The organism is Candidatus Accumulibacter cognatus (assembly GCF_000584975.1).
Classification (GTDB): Bacteria; Pseudomonadota; Gammaproteobacteria; order Burkholderiales; family Rhodocyclaceae; genus Accumulibacter; species Accumulibacter cognatus.
Window position 1 is genome coordinate 20944 of record NZ_JDST02000025.1, and the last position, 16595, is coordinate 37538.

Consider the following 16595-nt stretch of genomic DNA (forward strand, 5'->3'; position numbering starts at 1 on the left):
TCGCCGCGAGCGTGCCCGGATTGCTGGCCGGATCGCGCAGTTCGAAGGTGTTCGTCCCGGCTTGCGCGGGGGAGGGCATCGCCGTGAGCGTGCCCGGGTTGCTGGCCGGATCGCGCAGTTGAGGCGTATTCGTCCCGGATTGCTTGGTGGAGGGTATCGTGGATTGAGAAACGGCAAATTTTGCCGGTTTGTCGTCGGCAGCCAATAAGGTCGATGCCAATTGCTGCCGGTCATTGCTGCTCTTCGCCCTGATTTCCAGGGTGTCTGGCCCGAGTCCGGAGAACCTCGATGGCAGCGGTGCCTCGCTGCGAATTGGCAGGGAAGGGGCAATCTCAGGATTGCTTGCAACTTCTGAACGGTCTGGCGATGGCAGATAGCCAAGAGTCGCAAGGAATTGTGGGTCGGCAGCAGCGGTCACTGTGCCGGCGTCATCAATGACCTTCTCGTGGTTGGCTGGTTTGTCATCTTCGGGCAGGGGACCGGTGGCAATGACCGGCAGGCCGAGTAGGATGCTGGCAAAGTCGAGGCCGTGCTTCTGGGGGTCAGTCGCCGGAGGGTCCGTGTCCTCAACCGACTTTGCCTGGAGGGGTGGCTGGAAGGACGCTGAAACGACGGCAAGGGTCATGATCGATCACTTTCGGAAGGAGTTGCAGCGAGATAAGCAAACATCGTGCCAAAGTTTGGTCAGCGGTCTTCCTCGCGGTTGTTGTGGCGGGCAGCAAACTCGTCCTGGGTCTTCTGCTCCTGGCGAGATTCCCACCGTGCTTCGCTGGCGCGATGGCGTTCGGAGAGCGCGTCGAAAGCCTTCAAGCGCTTCTGCTGCTGCCGCCACTCTGCCTGACCGGCGGCAGTATGCGCCTCTTGCAGGCTGACGGACTGATGCTGCTGAGTGATGGCCTCATCGAGCCGGTTCAGGAATTCCTGGAAATTGCGCCATTCGGGTTGCCCCAGTCCGTCCTGGGCAGCTTCCCGGAAGCGGGTGGTGTATTCTTCCCGATACTGCTGCAGCATCGCGAGCTTCTTTTTGGCGTCACGTTCGGCTGCCAGCAGACGAGCGAGCGATTGTGTTGCCTCGTCGTGACGATTGCGCATCAGATCGAGCACCATCTGTAGGGAGAAAGGTTTGGCCACGCCGAGTCCTCTGAGGAATGTGAAAGCCGCGCCAGCGACTCACGAATCTCATTTCGCTCGCAAGCGGGAAGGGGTCGGGGATAGGAGAAACGGGCATGACTTTCCTCATGGGGGGGCCTGGAAAAATCATGACCGTTAGGTTGCTTTCAAGGTCATGTCAGCGGCTCACGCAGTCGGCTCGAACAAGGCGCGCAGGCGCGCGACGCTGGTGGTGAAATCCGAGCGTTGGCTGAGGTTTTGCTGCAGCAATTCCTCGAATCGCGGATAGATGGTGATCGCCTGGTCGAGCTGGGGGTCAGAACCCGCAGCATAGGCACCAACGCTGATCAGGTCGCGCGATCGCTGATAACGCGAAAAGAGGCTCTTGAATTTGCGGATGTACTGCAGATGCGCCGGACTGACGAGATTGACCATGGCGCGCGAGATCGATTGTTCGATGTCGATGGCCGGATAGTGGCCCGCATCGGCGAGCATCCGTGACAGAACGATGTGGCCGTCAAGGATGGCTCTTGCGGCATCGGCGATGGGATCCTGCTGGTCGTCACCTTCGGCGAGTACGGTGTAGAAGGCAGTGATCGAACCTCCGCCTTCGAGGCCGTTGCCGGCGCGCTCGACGAGTTGCGGCAAACGTGCGAAAACCGACGGCGGGTAGCCACGCGTGACCGGGGGTTCGCCGATGGCCAGGGCAATCTCGCGCTGTGCCATCGCGTAGCGGGTCAGAGAGTCCATGATCAGCAGCACCTGCCGGCCGCGATCCCTGAAGTATTCGGCGATACAGGTCGCATAAGCTGCGCCCTGCATGCGCATCAGCGGGCTCACGTCAGCCGGTGCGGCAATGACGACCGAACGGCGGAGGCCTTCCTCACCCAGGATCTGTTCAATGAACTCCTTGACTTCACGTCCGCGCTCTCCGATCAGTCCGACGACAATCACCTCGGCCGCAGTATAGCGAGCCATCATGCCGAGCAGGACGCTCTTGCCGACCCCCGATCCGGCGAAGAGTCCCATCCGCTGGCCGCGGCCGATACAGAGCAAGGCATTGACTGCGCGTACTCCGACATCGAGTGGCTGGTTGATCGGTGCCCTGGACATGGGATTGAAGGGCCGACTCTGAAGCGGGCGAAGGGAGTTCGTGTGCAGGGGACCAAGCCGATCAAGCGGTCGGCCGGCGCCATCAAGGACACGTCCGAGCAGCGACTCACCGACCGGAACCAGTTTGGCACGGTCGATCCAGCGCCGGCGTGCGGGGGGTGGCCGACCGACCTGCGGGGGCGGGTTGGGTGTTTCGAGGGCGACCACCCTGGCTCCCGGCGAGAGACCGTAGACATCTTCCGATGGCATCAGGAAAAGTCGCTCGCCGTTGAAGCCAACCACTTCCGCCTCGATTGGCGAGCCGCCCGGTGGAACGATCCGGCATGAACTGCCAAGGGGTAGTTTGAGCCCCGAAGCCTCCATGACCAATCCATTGATGCGGGTCAGGTGGCCACTTGGCAGCAGCGAGTTGGCCTGGCTGGCGGTCTGACGGCAACCATTGAGGAAACCGTGCCATGCGGCAAGGTGCTGGTTTTCAGTCCGATCAGTCATTGTATTGTCCAACGGATTTCATGTCCGGGCCTTGAGCCATTCCTGATTGACGCCGATGGCTTCAATGACGCGTCGCCAGCGTGTTTCCAGGGTGGCGTCGACCTCGCTGGCACCGAGTTCAACTCGGCAACCACCAGCGCTGAGCGACTTGTCGTCAATGATTCGCCAGTTGGCATGGGCGAGCTGTTCGCCCAGATGGCTGCGAACCAGCGTTGCGTCATCCGGGTGCACGAACAACAGCGGCTGGCCATGATGCGGGTGCAGGGTAGTGACCGCCTCTTTGACCACCGGCAAGATCAGCTCCGGTTGAATGTGCAGACTCTGACGCAAGACCTGATTGGCAATCTCGATTGCCAGGACCAGCAACTGCTCGGCCACCTCCTGATCAATGGTGGCCAGTGCCTGTTGCAGGTGGTCCATCAGCGAGGCCATATCGTTTGCCACCGACTGTGCCGCCTTGATCCCTTCATCATGGCCGGTGGCGTAGCCGGTACTGTATCCCGCAGTGTATCCCGCAGTATGCGCCTCTTGATGGATACGCTCTATTTCCTCAGCTGTTGGCAGCGCCAGCGCTAGCTCCTGCGGCAGTGTTTCGATTTCGCTCACCACCTGCTCTATCTCGGCCTGGGGGAACTCCGGCAGAACCTCCGGCAGAACCTCCGGCTGAACCTTCGGCGGAACCTCCGGGGGGGCCACTGGCGGCGGTTCGGGATCGAATGAGGCCAGTTCCCAGCGCTGGTAGGCGGTCATCTTCTCCTTCGGAATCGAGTGACTCATCGACATTGCAGGCTCACACCATTTCCTCGCCACCCGCCGAGCCAAGTACGATCTGGCCCTCATCGGCGAGGCGGCGGACGATCTTGAGGATTTCCTTCTGCTCGGCCTCGACTTCCGAGAGGCGAACCGGGCCGCGTGAATCCAGATCCTCGCGCAACATTTCCGAGGCACGCTGCGACATGTTCTTGAAGATTTTCGCACGTAGGGGCTCGCTGGCACCCTTCATGGCCAGGATCAGCGATTCCGACTGGATTTCCCGCAACAGTAGCTGGATACCCCGGTCGTCAAGATCTAGGAGGTTCTCGAAGACGAACATTTCGTCAAGAATTTTCTGCGCCAAGTCTGGATCGTACTCGCGGATCGAGTCCATGACTGCGGTTTCATTGGCGCTTCCCATGAAATTAAGCATTTCGGCCACCGTGCGTACGCCACCCATGGCTGACTTCTTGATGCTGGCTGATCCCGAGAGCAGGCGTAACATCACGTCATTCAGCTCCTTGAGCGCTTCCGGCTGAATGCCTTCGAGAGTGGCCACACGCAGCACCACGTCATTGCGCAGCCTTTCCGAAAACTGGTTCAGGATATCGCTGGCGTGATCGTGGGCGAGATGGACGAGAATCGTGGCGATAATCTGCGGATGCTCGTTCCTGATGAGATCGGCGACCGTCGGTGCATCCATCCATTTCAGGCCTTCAATACCATTGGTGTCGCCGGGTTGCAGGATGCGGGAGATCAGGTTGGAGGCCTTGTCGTCACCCAGGGCCTTGGTGAGGACCGAACGAATATAGGAATCCGTATCGACGTGCACCGCAGCCGATTCGTCGGCAGTTTGCTTGAACTCGGTCAGAACCTCGTCGACACGCGCGCGAGGAACCGATTTCAACGCCGCCATGGCATGACCAAGTTTCTGCACCTCCTTCGGGCCGAGATGCTTGAGCACGGCTGCAGCATAATCCTCGCCAAGCGAGATCAGCAGTATGGCGCTCTTCTCGAGGCCATCGTCAGCTGCCATTGCCGCCCATCCATTCCTTGATGATGTTGGCTACCAGTTGCGGGTCCGCTTCCGCCAGTTCGCGTGTCTTAGCTAGCTTCGCCTCAAACAACTCGGCGGCGGTCGGGACGTGCTCCTGCACGGGTTCTTCGCTCTCTTCCTCATCAATCACGTCAATCTTGCTGCCGACGATGGGGGGGCTTTCGGCAGGGGGAGCGGGGAGCATGGTCTTGAGCAATGGACGCACGACGCCGAGCAGCAGATAGGCAATGATGCCGGCAAGGGCGCCGTACTTGATCAGATCCTTGATCAACGAAATCATTTCGGGGTCACGCCAGATTGGCATTCCTTCGTCCTTTTCGATGACAGTGAAAGGCGCATTGGCCACTGAAATGGTATCACCGCGATCCGTGTTGAAGCCCATGGCTTCCTTCACCAGGTCGTTGATCTGCTTCAGTTCGCCATCCGGCAGTGGCTTGTTGGCCGGCTTTCCATCCTTGCCGATTTCCTTGCGCTGATTGACCACTACCGCCGCCGACAGGCGTTTGATAGTACCGACCGATTGCTTGACATGGCGGATGGTCTTGTCGATCTCGTAGTTGATCGTCGAGTTCTTGCTGGTGCTGATCGGCTGGCCGACATTGGCGATTGACGCCTGCACTCCGGCTGCATTGATCTGTCCGGGCACCGGCGGGGTGGGCGTTGTGGCGGCCCCGGCACCCGCAACCGGAGGTTGTGTCAGCGGCGCGCTGGCCGGTGCCGGTGGTTGATTGCTCAGGGCGCCGGGAACGCCCTGCGCGGCCGGGTTGGTGCTGGCGGTTTCGTTGATCTGTTGGCTGCGTATGCTGATCTCCGGCGGTGTCACGTTCGGTCGATGCGTTTCGGCAGTCTGTTCCGCCTGCGAGAAGTCGATGTCGGCGGCGATCTGGACACGGGCGTTGCCGGGGCCGACGATCGGCGCCAGAATGTCTTCAACGCGCTTGATGATGCTTGCCTCGACTTCCTGGATGTACTTGACCTGCGTCGGGTCGAGGCCGGCCTCGAGCAGCTTGCTCTTCATCTGCGACAGCAGCGTCCCGCTCTGGTCGAGCAGCGTGACGCTGGCTGGTGCCAGCTGCGGAACGCTGGCCGCGACAAGATTCTGGATGCCGGCGATCTGACCCGCATCCAGCGATCGTCCAGGGTAGAGATTGAGCATCACGGATGCCGATGGTTTCATCTCTTCGCGCATGAAAACACTCGGCTTCGGTATGGCCAGGTGCACGCGCGCGGCCTGAACCGCCGCAATCGATTGAATGGTGCGCGACAGTTCGCCTTCCAGACCGCGCTGATAGTTGACCTGTTCGGCAAACTGGCTGATGCCGAATTTCTGGCTCTCCATCAGCTCGAAACCGACCGCTCCGCCCCTGGGCAGCCCCTGTGAGGCTAGCCGCAGGCGCACATCATGAACGCGGCTGACAGGCACGAGGATGGCATTGCCCGAGTCGTTGAACTTGTAGGGAACGTTCATCTGCTCCAGCGCGGCGATGATCGCACCGCCATCCCGTTCGGAGATGTTGGAGAAAAGTATCTTGAACTCGTTTTGTCTGAACAAGGTTCCCGCTGCAACGAGCAGGGCTATGATGGCCGCGATCGAGACCATCAGCAGTACTTTCTGCTTGTTGTCGAGGCGTCCCAGCGCCTCGCGAACGCGATCAAGCGGACTGCCCGCGGCGGCTGTCGGAGTGGTTTCGGCTGCTGACGGAGTGGTTTCGGCTGTCGCCATGCTTGTGATACGGTGATGAGCCTGCGATCAAGCAAGCAAAAAGCGAAAAAAGGCTGATAATTGCGATGCTATTGTAGCCGTTTATTGTACGGGAGCTGCCAACCGATGAGCGAAGTCGCACCAATGCCGGGTCACGAGGCACAGGAGCTGCAACGGGCTTTCGACGTCTTCAACCAGGTTTCACTGGCATTGACGCAGGCGTATCAGGGGCTGCAGCGGCGCGTCGAGTCGCTGACGGCCGAGTTGGCAGTCGCCAATGGCGAATTGCGCCGGCAATACGAGGAGAAGGAGGCACTTTCCGAACGTCTTTCGCTGTTGCTCGATGCCTTGCCTGCCGGTGTGGTGGTGCTCGACAGCGCCGCCTGTGTCAGCGAGGCCAACCCGGCGGCTTGCGAGATGTTCGGAGCGGCAATCATCGGTGAGTTCTGGCCAGTCGTGCTGGAGGCAAGGCTGGTGGCAACCGAAGCGCCGGGAGAATGGCATTTCGATGAGCGTCGCCTGGCCGTCGTCGAGAGTTCGCTCGATTCGGCTGGCGGGCGAATCCTGCTGATCCATGATGTGACCGCGGCGCACGGCCTGAAGGCCGAACTGGAACGTCATCAGCGCCTAGTGGCCATGGGCGAGATGGCGGCTACGCTGGCACACCAGTTGCGAACCCCGCTGGCGACGGCCTTGCTCTACAGCGCCAATCTCGGTCAGGCAGATCTCGCAGATGCAGCGCGCATCCGTTTTGCCAGCAAGACGACGGCACAACTGCAACGCCTCGAGCGCCTGATTCAGGAGGTGTTGCTGTTTGCCCGCGGGGAGAGCGAGAGCATCGGCTGCGATACGATGTCTGCCGAAGAACTGCTGGGTGATGCCGCGCAGACCGTGCAGCCACTGTTTATGGAAAAACAGGTTGTTTTTCGGGTGATCTGCAGCGCTGCCAGGGTAATCGTCACCGGCAGCCGAAAAGCCTTGGCCGGAGCCCTGGTGAATCTGCTCGAGAACGCTTTGCAAGCCTGTACGGTAGGCGGACGAGTCACCCTTTGGGCCAGCGAGTGCGGCCGGCAGTTGCGAATCGGGGTGCGTGATACCGGTTCAGGGATCGCGCCCGAGGTGCAACTGCGCGTTTTCGATCCGTTCTTTACCACACGAGCGCAGGGCACCGGACTCGGTTTGGCCATTGCCCTTGGCGTGGTGCGCGCACACGGCGGGACGATCAGCGTCAGTTCGATTCTGGGCGAGGGTTCGGATTTCATGATCCTGTTGCCGATCGATACGGCGGCAGCGCAACGGCACTGACGATCATGACTTTGCAAGACACCTACGATGATGAAAGGCGACTTTCACATTAACGGCCATGCTTTTACATTAAGGAATAGGGACATCATGGCTCAAGGATTGCCGATCCTGGTGGTCGAAGACGATGCCGCACTGCGTGAAGCGATCTGCGATACCCTTGAACTGGCGGGGCAGAAGGTGATCTCTGCTGGTGGAGGTGAGCAGGCGCTGCAACTGCTCATCAGGCATGCCGTGTCGCTGGTCGTCAGCGACGTGCGCATGTTGCCGGTCGATGGCATCGCCTTGCTCAAAGAAATCCGCAACCGCTTCCCGTATCTGCCGGTGGTCCTGATGACCGCTTTCGCCGACGTCGACCGCGCTGTCGAAGCCATGCGGGCAGGTGCCTGTGACTTTCTGCTCAAGCCTTTCGAGCCAAAGGCGTTGCTCGAACATGTGCTGCGCTATCGCTTGACGGAAGCACCCGATGATGGCCGGGTGATCGCCATCGATCCGATGACCAGCAATCTCTTTGCGCTGGCCAGGCGAGTCGCACAGACCGACGCCACGGTTCTGCTGAGCGGTGAAAGTGGAGTGGGCAAGGAAGTGGTGGCGCACTATATTCACCAGCACTCGGGGCGCTGCAAGGGCCCGTTCGTTGCCATCAATTGTGCGGCGATTCCGGATAGTCTGCTGGAAGCAACGCTTTTTGGTTATGAAAAGGGAGCCTTCAGTGGTGCTCAGCACGCGCAGGCTGGAAAGTTTGAACAGGCGCAGCATGGAACATTATTGCTCGACGAAATCACCGAAATGCCGCTTGGCCTGCAGGCCAAGCTACTGCGCGTTCTCCAGGAGCGCGAAGTCGAACGTGTAGGCGGCAGCAAGCCGGTCAGCCTCGATATCCGTATCGTCGCCACCTCCAATCGGGATATTGCCGAAAGCGTGGCGAAGGGCCTGTTTCGCGAGGATCTGTACTATCGGCTCAACGTCTTTCCGCTACTGATCCCGGCCCTGCGGCAACGAAGCCAGGACATCATTCCCCTGGCGCGTCATTTTCTGGCCACCCACGGCGGTCGATCGGGTCGTCCGCACTTGCGCTTGTCCGCCGCTGCCGAGGCCGCCCTGCAGTCCAATACCTGGCCTGGCAATGTCCGTGAACTGGAAAACATCATCCAGCGAGCGGTCATTCTTGCCCCTGGCGACCTCGTCGACGTCGATGCACTGCAACTCGCGCTTGAACGTCGCGTCGATCAGACGCCGGTGAGCACCATACCCTGCCGGACCCAGCCAGCCGAAGACTTGCGGGACGTAGAGCGCGAGCATATCCTGCAAACGCTGGAGGCGGTGGGTGGTTCGCGCAAACTGGCCGGGCAGCGTCTCGGGATGCCTGAGAGAACCCTGCGTTACAAGTTGCGACAGTATCGCCTGGAGGGCTTTCTCAAGGACTGATGGGGCCGGGTCGATGGCCGAGTTGAGAGGGATGAATCAGTTGGTACGTTTTTTGCTTGGAGACCTCGGAGTGCGTTTGGAGAAGTGAATGGATACCCAGGGTATTGATCAGATGTTGAGCATGTTGCGCGCGAACTCGGCGGCGGCCGGTGGGCGTGTCGCCGAGGCGCAGAGCGCCACTGGCGGCGGGACCGACTTCGCCCAGGTATTGCAGGCTTCGATAGCCAAGGTTAATCAGACGCAGCAGAAGGCCGATGCGATAGCGGCAGATTTTGCCGCTGGCAACAGCAGCGAGAACTTGCACGATGTAATGATCGCGCTGCAAAAGGCCAACATCTCTTTCCAGGAAATGATTCAGGTCCGCAACAAGCTCGTCTCGGCCTACCACGACGTAATGAACATGCAGGTCTGACACAAAACAGCTGCACGCAGCGCTTGTGTTCAAGGGTCACTGTCCCCATAATGGCAGGCATGGTTGTAATTCCGGCAACCCGGAAGCGTTCTGGACGCGGGTTCGATTCCCGCCACCTCCACCACTGCGGGGGTGTACTGGTTTCGACAGGGTGACAGATGGTGAGCAGGCAACCCGAAAGGCGACGGACGTAATCCGAGCAAAACCACAAACGCCAACGATGAGCGTTTCGCACTGGCCGCTTAGGCCTGCTGAGGACGTAGCCGTCCAATAAACAGAACGGCTATCGGCGGGGGCTTCGGTCCCCGCCGTTATGTTGGTTTCAGCCCTTCAGCCCCACCGCCGCCATTTGTCCGTCCGGTCATCGTCAACTTCCCTGTCTTTCCATTACATCTGCCTTGTTCAGGCGATTTCCAACGATTTCCAAGAATAGATCGTCCGTATCAGGTTTCCTTCGCGGTTTGATCCGGGTGTTCGCTGAAACTAGTGAAATCGGCCAAATCGGTTAGCTGCACGGTCAAATCGGTCAGTTGCGTTTCGAGTGCGTTGAAACCTGGTGCCGGTATCTGGCCCAGGCCTGACAGGCGTCGAATGAGCCGCTGCTGGGCAAAGGTCTGTGAGGGATCGGGTTTGCCAAGCTGGTACGCAGAGCCACGCTTGGTCAGGATGACCATCGAGTTGGCATCGATGCTGTAACCGGTGACCGGTGAGGTCCTGATGTGCGAGGAAGCCGGGAATCTTGGATTGCTGCCATACACGCGCCCCTCGACGCATACCAGAGACTCGCCGTCACGGGTGATCAGATCCAGCATCTTCCAGTTATTGAGAATGTTCATTACGCAGCTCCACCCTATGCGAAACGCGAAGCGCCGTAGCGTTCTTAAAAAATTCTAAGCAAAAATTTCAAGCCATCAATCGATTCTGTGGGTATGTTCGCACGGCTCTCCGACAAGAAAAGCAGATTCGGGAGAGATTCCAGCTGTGCTGAACAGTCCTCCAGAAATGGCCGCCCACGCTATAAGCAAAAATCATACCATATTTTATGTATCATATTTCTTTATTAAAACAAAGAGTTTTTAGAGTGCTGAGGCCTTGCCAGGATCTCGGTGTAAAATTTTCCGACACTCCGCAGGCAGTGCCGGGCGTACACGTCAGGCAGTACTGAGGAACATCGCCTTGGGAAAGCGGCTGACAAGCTTAAGAGCGGGTGACACCGCATTCGCCAGGATCGGGATCGCGTTGGCTCCTTACAGCAGGTTCTTGAGTTCGTCAGCAGACAAGGGTTCGACTTGCGCCAACTGCCGCTCGAGTACTGCGAGGGTCGCTTCGGAAGCATCATGGCCCTTTTCCCGCCGGCCGGTGACGCGTGCCCGCAATTGTGCCGGCGTGGCTTGCGGTGCGACGATGAAGAACGCAACTCCCAATCGCTCGGCCAGCGCGCGAAAGGCATTACGCCGCGAGCGCTCGAGGAAAGCGGCGTCGACGATCACCGACCAGCCGGCGGCGAGCAGCTCGCTGGCCAGTGCGTGCAGCCGTTGGTAGGTGAGATCACTGGCGCCTCTGGCGTAAATGCCGCTGCCTGGCGCAGACTGGCTGTTGGCGGTGGGCGCGAGGCCGAACAGGCGCTTGCGCTCGACATCGGAGCGCAGGCGCAGTGTCGCTGCCGCCTGGTCGCCCAGCATCAGGCGTCTGGAGGCGCGGCTTTTGCCGCAGCCGGCGACGCCGTGGGTGATGATCAGCCGTGCTGGCGGCGGCGTCACCAGGCGCTCGGCGAGCGCCAGGTAGGCGATTGCCTGGCCGAGATCGGCGTTCGCCTGTCTGGCCTGGAGGGCGGCCACCTTGGCCCGTACCAGCGCGCGATAGACGGCATAGAAGCGCAATACTTGCACCGCATCGTAATCACCGCTGCAACTGAGCCACTCATTGACCAGCCAGCAGGCCAGACCGGCCTGACCCTGATCGTAAAGGTCGATGTAGGTGAAGGCGATCTCACTGCTCACGTCGATCCAGCGCAGATCCTCACTGAACTCGATGCAATCGAAGATCTGCACCTGCCCGTCGATCAACACCAAGTTGCCAAGATGCAGGTCGCCGTGACACTCGCGCACCCGTCCTGCGGCCTTCCGGGCGGCGAAGTGCGGTGTCAGGCGCGCGAACTCTGTGCCTGTCCATGCCGCCAGCCGCGTCAATCGCTCCTTCTCTTCGCCCCCGGGCAGCAGCTCCGGAAGTTCTTTAAAATTCTCGAGCGCTGGCAAGAGCACCTGTTCAGGTTCGCCGAAGCGTGTCGAAAGGGGGGCCGATGCCGCACGCTGGTGAAATTCGGCCACCGTGGCGGCGAGTTCGGAGATCTCTCGAGCATGTAGTCGGCCGTTTCTACAGAGGTGGTCCAGGCGGCCGGCTTCGGCAAAGCGGCGCATCCGGACCGCAAACTCGATGGCTGTGCCGGGGCCGCCGATCTGCGGGTTTTCGGGAGAACCGGTAATGCCAACGACTTCCAGGTAGATCTGCGCAGAGAAACGGCGGTTCAGACCCAGTTCGGCTTCGCAGCAGGCGCGCCGTTGCGCGAGTGTGCCGTAGTCGAGAAAAGGCAGAACGATCGGCTTCTTGATTTTGTACACGTAATCACCCGCCAGCAGCAGCCATGAGGCATGCGTCTCGATGAGCTCGACTTGCTGCGCCGGATCGGGATAGCGTGCCGGATCGAGCAGCGCGTTGATCAGCGGTGGCAGGGGAGTGCGCATCGATCAGCCCTGCACGGCCTGTCGTAGCCAGCGCTTGCGCAGCTCTTCGAGCAGGCACATGGCCGCCGCGCAGGTCGTCGCCAGCAGCCAGATGGTGCCGCTGATCGGCGCCGTGCCGAACAGCCAGTTGCCGGCCGGCGTATACAGGATGAACAGGATCACCGCCAGTTCGGCCAGGATGCCGATCTGCAGATAGCGATTGCCACCCAGGCCGTAGCTGAGCAGAGAGTGCAGCGGGTGGCGGCAGAGATAGACGTTGACCATCTGTGTGACCACGATCGTCGCCAGGCAGGCAGATGTTGCCTCCAGATAGAGTGTCTGGTGGCGGTCGAGAAAGTCACCGTAATGCCAGCTACCGGCCTCGAGGACGAAGAAGAATACACCCATCGCCGCTACTGCTTCGAGGATGCCGAGAAACAGGTAGGCACGCGCAATCAGGCCCCACGATAGCAGTCGCTCGCTGCGCGTGCGCGGTGGCCGGGTCATCACCGCCGGGTCGGGTTTTTCGGCGCCGAGGGCCAGCGCCGGCAGCATGTCGGTGCCGAGGTCGACTGCCAGGATCTGGAGAATGGTCAGCGGTAGCGGAATCCGGAACAGGACAAAGGCGAGATAGGGGATCAGCTCGGGGATGTTGGAGCTGAGGATGTAGGTGAGGAACTTGCGGATGTTTTCGAAGACCGCGCGCCCTTCCTCGATCGCTGCGACGATGCTGGCGAAGTTGTCGTCGAGCAGGATCAGGTCAGCCGCGGCCTTGGCGACGTCGGTGCCGCCGATGCCCATGGCGATGCCGATGTCGGCGGTTTTCAAGGCTGGTGCGTCATTGACACCGTCGCCGGTAACGGCGACGATCTCGCCCTTATTCTTCAGGGCCTCGACGATGCGCATTTTCTGCTCGGCAGCGACGCGGGCGAAAATGATTTCCGGGGCGTCGAGTGCCAGTTGCAGTTGCGTCGGTGACATCAGGCGCAGTTGCTCGCCACTCACCACCACCGGCTGCTCGCTTCTCACCATGCCGATCTGGCGGGCAATGGCGAGGGCCGTGCGCGGGTGGTCGCCAGTCACCATGATGATCCGGATACCGGCCGCGACGCAACGTGCAATGGCTTCCGGCACCTCGGCGCGGGGGGGATCTTCGAGACCGATCAGCCCGGCCAGGACCATTCCCTGTTCTTCCTCCGGCATGCCTTCCTCGCTGACGGTTCGATGTGCGAAGGCAAGAACGCGCAGTCCGGCGCCGGCCATCTCGTCCTGTGCCGCCAGCAGGCGGGTGCGTGCGGCATCGTCGAGTGGCGCCAGGCCTGCGTCGAAGTGGATGAACTGGCAGCGGGCGAGCACCGTCTCCAGGGCGCCCTTGCAATAGAGCATGCGGCCTTGCGGTGTTTCGCAAAGCACCGACATGCGTTTGCGGTCGGTGTCGAAAGGAATTTCGTCAAGGCGGCTGAAACCCTCGAGATCGCCGGCCATTTTCCGGCCGATCTCGGCCAGCGCGATTTCCATCGGATCGCCATGCAGGATGTGCCGACCCTGTTCCTCAATCTCCTTCAGATTGTGGCACAGCGCAGCATTGACGAACAGCTCGCGGTGATCATCGATCAGGTGGGCACGCATTCCCAGATCGGCGCATGGCAGGAAAGCGCCGCCGACCCATAGCTGGTGTACCGACATGCGGTTCTGGGTCAGCGTGCCGGTCTTGTCGCTACAGATCACCGTCGTCGACCCGAGTGCCTCGACCGCCGGCAGATGGCGTACCAGTGCGTTGCGCCTGGCCATCCGCTGGGTGGCCATGGCCAATGACAGGGTGACGGTTGGCAACAGTCCCTCCGGGACGTTGGCGACGATAATGCCGATGGCGAACAGCAGGTTCTCCCAGGTCGGCAGACCGATGGCCTGACCGACCAGGAACAGCGTCACCCCCATGCCTGTGGCCAGGCCGGCAACGATGCGCGACAGGCGGGCGATCTCGCGCTGCAGCGGCGAGGAGGTTTCGCCTGCGGTCTGTGTCAGATGGGCGATGCGGCCGAACTCGGTGCGCATGCCGGTGGCGTATACCACGGCGCGCCCCTGCCCCGACACGACCGAGGTACCGGCGAGGACAATGTTCTTGGCGTGCAGCGGCAATTCTTCAGCGCTCGGCTCGATGTTGCGGGCCTGGGCCAGCGACTCGCCGGTGACCGTCGACAGGTTGACGCGCAAGCCGAAGGCATCGATGACGCGGCAGTCGGCGGCAATGAAATCCCCTTCTTCGAGGAGCACGATGTCGCCCGGCACAAGTTCGCTGGCAAGAATCTCGACGATCTCGCCGTCACGCAGCGCCTTCACTTTTTGCGGCAGCAACTGGCGCAGTGCGGCGACTGCCCGCTCTGCCTTGTACTCCTGCCAGAACGAGAAGATGCCGTTGATGATGATCACCCCGACGATGGCCACGCCCAGACGCGCCATGCCCTGGCCGGGATCGAAATGTTCGGCGGCGAACGCCAGCGCGGCACCGATCCACAGGATGATCGCAAAGAAGTGGGTGAACTCCTGCGCGAAGCGCAGCAGCAGGTGCTCGTGCGCGACCTCCTCGAGATGGTTGGGACCGTACTCGGCCAGGCGGCGTGCCGCTTCGCTGGAATGGATGCCGGCCGCCGAGGTGTTCAGGCTGGCCAGGGCCTGCTCGGCATCAAGAGCGTGAATACGCAATTCGGGATGATCCTTTCAATCCACTCTACGCTCTCGGTGGCCGCTTCCTGCGCCAGACGGGGAGCAGGGCAGCGAGTTTGTCGCGATGCGACAGACGTTCGTCGGAGAGCGCTTCGAGAAAGTCCGAGAGTGGTTTCGACTTGACAACCGCAAAACCCGTGAGCAGCACCGACGGGATGGCTACCAGGGCAAAGAAGAGGATCCGGTCGACCAGATCATCTTGGGCTGCGTCGATCAGATTGATGCCGAGGAAGCCGGTGGTAATCGTCGCCACCAGACCGGCGGTGGTCACCACGGTGAGCCGGACGACCGTATTGGCCTGTCGGCGCAGACTGTCGCTGTCGAGGTACTGGCTCATGTCCTGGATCTCCTCGCGTAGCTCGGTGTAGAGATTTTCCGTGCCGAGGTGGTCGCTGGTGATCCTGAACAGAGCGCGCGCCTGCATCTGGTCCGAGACCTCGTGGAACCAGTAGCGATGGCTGAAGCGCAGAAAGACCTCGAGGATCTGCCGGATCGCGCGCTTGAACTGTTTGACCGATTCGGCGTGACCGATTTCGAGCCGGTTGAGCGCGGCGACCAGCCGATCCGAGAGCATCAGCAGCGCTGCCTTGTGGAAGTGGGGAATAAGAAAGAGCAGGAAGAACTGGTGGCGGAACTGTCCGAGGAGGCCGTTTTCCAGGCCGGTGAAGTAGGCCTCTCGCGCGCTGCCGACCATTACGAACGCGTGCCCGCAGGACATCAGCCGGGTTCCTGGTGGTTCGGCTTGCGGATGCCAGTAGCGGTCATAGCAATAGCGCGATTCGAAGCCTTCGAGGTGCTGGTCGGAGTAGGGCAGCGAGCCGGGCTTTCCTGGGCCGGCAACCAGCACCAGGCGGGCAAAGTCGCCGCGCGTCAGGGCGCGGGGATCATCCACGGCCAGGTAGGCGAGCAGGGGCATGCGGTGATACTCGATCTGTCGGTAGCGCACCAGGCCCACCTCGCCCGAGTGGTGCTGCACCAGCGGGCGGAGCAGGAATTCCCAGTGCGAGGAGATGCACGGTGCCCGGCAGCGGGAAACGAACGACAGGTACTTGCTGCGCATCTCGTAGTCGGAAACGGACAGCACCTGGCCATTTGACCCGATCCACTCCGCACGCTTGAGGCAGTGGCCGCCACTGCCATCGTCGTCCCAGTACGGCGGGTAGGCGCGGCCGAAGCGGTACAGCGTATCCTGTACCTGTCGTAGCTCGAGGTCGTCGGCGGCAATCTCGACGACCAGAATGACGACATCGATGTCGTAGAAGAAATAGAGATCGAGATGCACGATGTCGAAGTCGATCGGCTGATCGCTCTCCTTGAAGGTCATGCGCACTTTTGCCACGTCGTGGCGACGGAAGACGCGGATTGGCGATTCGCCAGCGTGCGACGAGGCTTCTTGACCGACCCCTTCTCCGTACAGAAAACGCTGAACATAGGGCAGGAAGGTGATGAATTCACTGTAATGGCGCTCGTGGAATTGCTCCGGGTCGCCGCAGAATTCGTCCGCGAGTTCGCGCCACGGGTGGTCGGCCGAAACCTGCTCCAGCAACTGGCTGTGGCTTTGCAACGGGCCATCGTCAGGCAGGGGCATCAACTGCAGCGGCCACAGCAGGATCTGGCGGAAATGCCTGACTCGAAGCTTGGCAGGATTCGTTGCGAATTCCATGGGCACCTCCGGAATCGGATCAATCCGCCGGATGCCGGCTTTCGCCGGAATGACGGCAGGGATTGCAGTCAGCAAGGATAAATGTACAAACATCCCGGATGTATACCGTGCGCGGTCAC

At 60.9% G+C, this 16595-nt stretch carries 13 protein-coding genes and 1 other RNA gene; 4 read left to right on the forward strand and 10 right to left on the reverse strand.

Annotation, left to right across the window (positions count from 1 at the left end; genetic code table 11):
* The 6 genes from AW06_RS05625 to fliF form a co-directional block, all read right to left on the reverse strand.
* The coding region (locus AW06_RS05625; RefSeq protein WP_034946935.1) for a hypothetical protein at window positions 1-625 on the reverse strand (625 nt) is incomplete at its 3' end.
* Window positions 626-684: 59 nt separating this feature from the next.
* Window positions 685-1131, reverse strand: coding sequence for a flagellar export protein FliJ (gene fliJ, locus AW06_RS05630; protein WP_138678562.1), 447 nt, complete (start codon window positions 1129-1131; stop codon window positions 685-687).
* A gap of 165 nt (window positions 1132-1296) precedes the next feature.
* The gene (fliI, locus tag AW06_RS05635) at window positions 1297-2715 is read right to left on the reverse strand and encodes a flagellar protein export ATPase FliI (protein ID WP_034946941.1); all 1419 of its coding nucleotides are present in this window, start codon (window positions 2713-2715) and stop codon (window positions 1297-1299) included.
* Window positions 2716-2733: 18 nt separating this feature from the next.
* Entirely contained in the window at window positions 2734-3492 is a 759-nt protein-coding gene (gene fliH, locus AW06_RS05640; protein WP_273704415.1) for a flagellar assembly protein FliH, read from the reverse strand.
* A 13-nt stretch (window positions 3493-3505) separates the two neighbouring features.
* A complete protein-coding gene (gene fliG, locus AW06_RS05645) occupies window positions 3506-4504 on the reverse strand; it encodes a flagellar motor switch protein FliG (protein ID WP_034946947.1) in 999 nt (332 codons plus the stop codon).
* Window positions 4494-6248, reverse strand: a complete 1755-nt coding sequence (gene fliF / locus AW06_RS05650) for a flagellar basal-body MS-ring/collar protein FliF (protein WP_034946950.1) — start codon at window positions 6246-6248, stop codon at window positions 4494-4496. Before fliF ends, fliG begins: the two co-directional genes overlap by 11 nt.
* Window positions 6249-6353: 105 nt before the next feature.
* Between fliF and AW06_RS05655 the strand changes: the two genes are divergently transcribed.
* From AW06_RS05655 to ssrA, 4 genes are all read left to right on the forward strand, one after another.
* Window positions 6354-7532, forward strand: coding sequence for an ATP-binding protein (locus tag AW06_RS05655; protein WP_034946953.1), 1179 nt, complete (start codon window positions 6354-6356; stop codon window positions 7530-7532).
* 87 nt (window positions 7533-7619) lie between these two features.
* Window positions 7620-8957, forward strand: coding sequence for a sigma-54 dependent transcriptional regulator (locus AW06_RS05660; protein ID WP_034946956.1), 1338 nt, complete (start codon window positions 7620-7622; stop codon window positions 8955-8957).
* 88 nt (window positions 8958-9045) lie between these two features.
* Entirely contained in the window at window positions 9046-9369 is a 324-nt protein-coding gene (gene fliE, locus AW06_RS05665) for a flagellar hook-basal body complex protein FliE (protein WP_034946959.1), read from the forward strand.
* A gap of 10 nt (window positions 9370-9379) precedes the next feature.
* Window positions 9380-9683: a transfer-messenger RNA gene (gene ssrA, locus AW06_RS19990) on the forward strand.
* A 129-nt stretch (window positions 9684-9812) separates the two neighbouring features.
* Here ssrA and AW06_RS05670 read toward each other — a convergent pair.
* The 4 genes from AW06_RS05670 to AW06_RS05685 form a co-directional block, all read right to left on the reverse strand.
* Window positions 9813-10205 carry a hypothetical protein gene (locus tag AW06_RS05670; RefSeq protein WP_034946962.1) on the reverse strand — a complete coding sequence of 131 codons (393 nt, stop codon included), beginning with the start codon at window positions 10203-10205 and terminating at the stop codon, window positions 9813-9815.
* A 411-nt stretch (window positions 10206-10616) separates the two neighbouring features.
* A complete protein-coding gene (locus tag AW06_RS05675) occupies window positions 10617-12110 on the reverse strand; it encodes a bifunctional aminoglycoside phosphotransferase/ATP-binding protein (RefSeq protein ID WP_034946965.1) in 1494 nt (497 codons plus the stop codon).
* A 3-nt stretch (window positions 12111-12113) separates the two neighbouring features.
* Window positions 12114-14792 (reverse strand): cation-transporting P-type ATPase, encoded by a 2679-nt coding sequence (locus AW06_RS05680; RefSeq protein WP_034946968.1) that lies wholly within the window; start codon window positions 14790-14792, stop codon window positions 12114-12116.
* A 25-nt stretch (window positions 14793-14817) separates the two neighbouring features.
* The coding region (locus AW06_RS05685) for a hypothetical protein (protein ID WP_337958751.1) at window positions 14818-16595 on the reverse strand (1778 nt) is incomplete at its 5' end.

Bases quoted from the DNA above. Each gene is read 5' to 3' on its own strand.
- fliI (WP_034946941.1), bottom strand. From the start codon at position 2,715: ATGACTGATCGGACTGAAAACCAGCACCTTGCCGCATGGCACGGTTTC.
- fliH (WP_273704415.1), bottom strand. From the start codon at position 3,492: ATGAGTCACTCGATTCCGAAGGAGAAGATGACCGCCTACCAGCGCTGG.
- fliG (WP_034946947.1), bottom strand. From the start codon at position 4,504: ATGGCAGCTGACGATGGCCTCGAGAAGAGCGCCATACTGCTGATCTCG.
- fliF (WP_034946950.1), bottom strand. From the start codon at position 6,248: ATGGCGACAGCCGAAACCACTCCGTCAGCAGCCGAAACCACTCCGACA.
- AW06_RS05655 (WP_034946953.1), top strand. From the start codon at position 6,354: ATGAGCGAAGTCGCACCAATGCCGGGTCACGAGGCACAGGAGCTGCAA.
- AW06_RS05660 (WP_034946956.1), top strand. From the start codon at position 7,620: ATGGCTCAAGGATTGCCGATCCTGGTGGTCGAAGACGATGCCGCACTG.
- fliE (WP_034946959.1), top strand. From the start codon at position 9,046: ATGGATACCCAGGGTATTGATCAGATGTTGAGCATGTTGCGCGCGAAC.
- AW06_RS05670 (WP_034946962.1), bottom strand. From the start codon at position 10,205: ATGAACATTCTCAATAACTGGAAGATGCTGGATCTGATCACCCGTGAC.
- AW06_RS05675 (WP_034946965.1), bottom strand. From the start codon at position 12,110: ATGCGCACTCCCCTGCCACCGCTGATCAACGCGCTGCTCGATCCGGCA.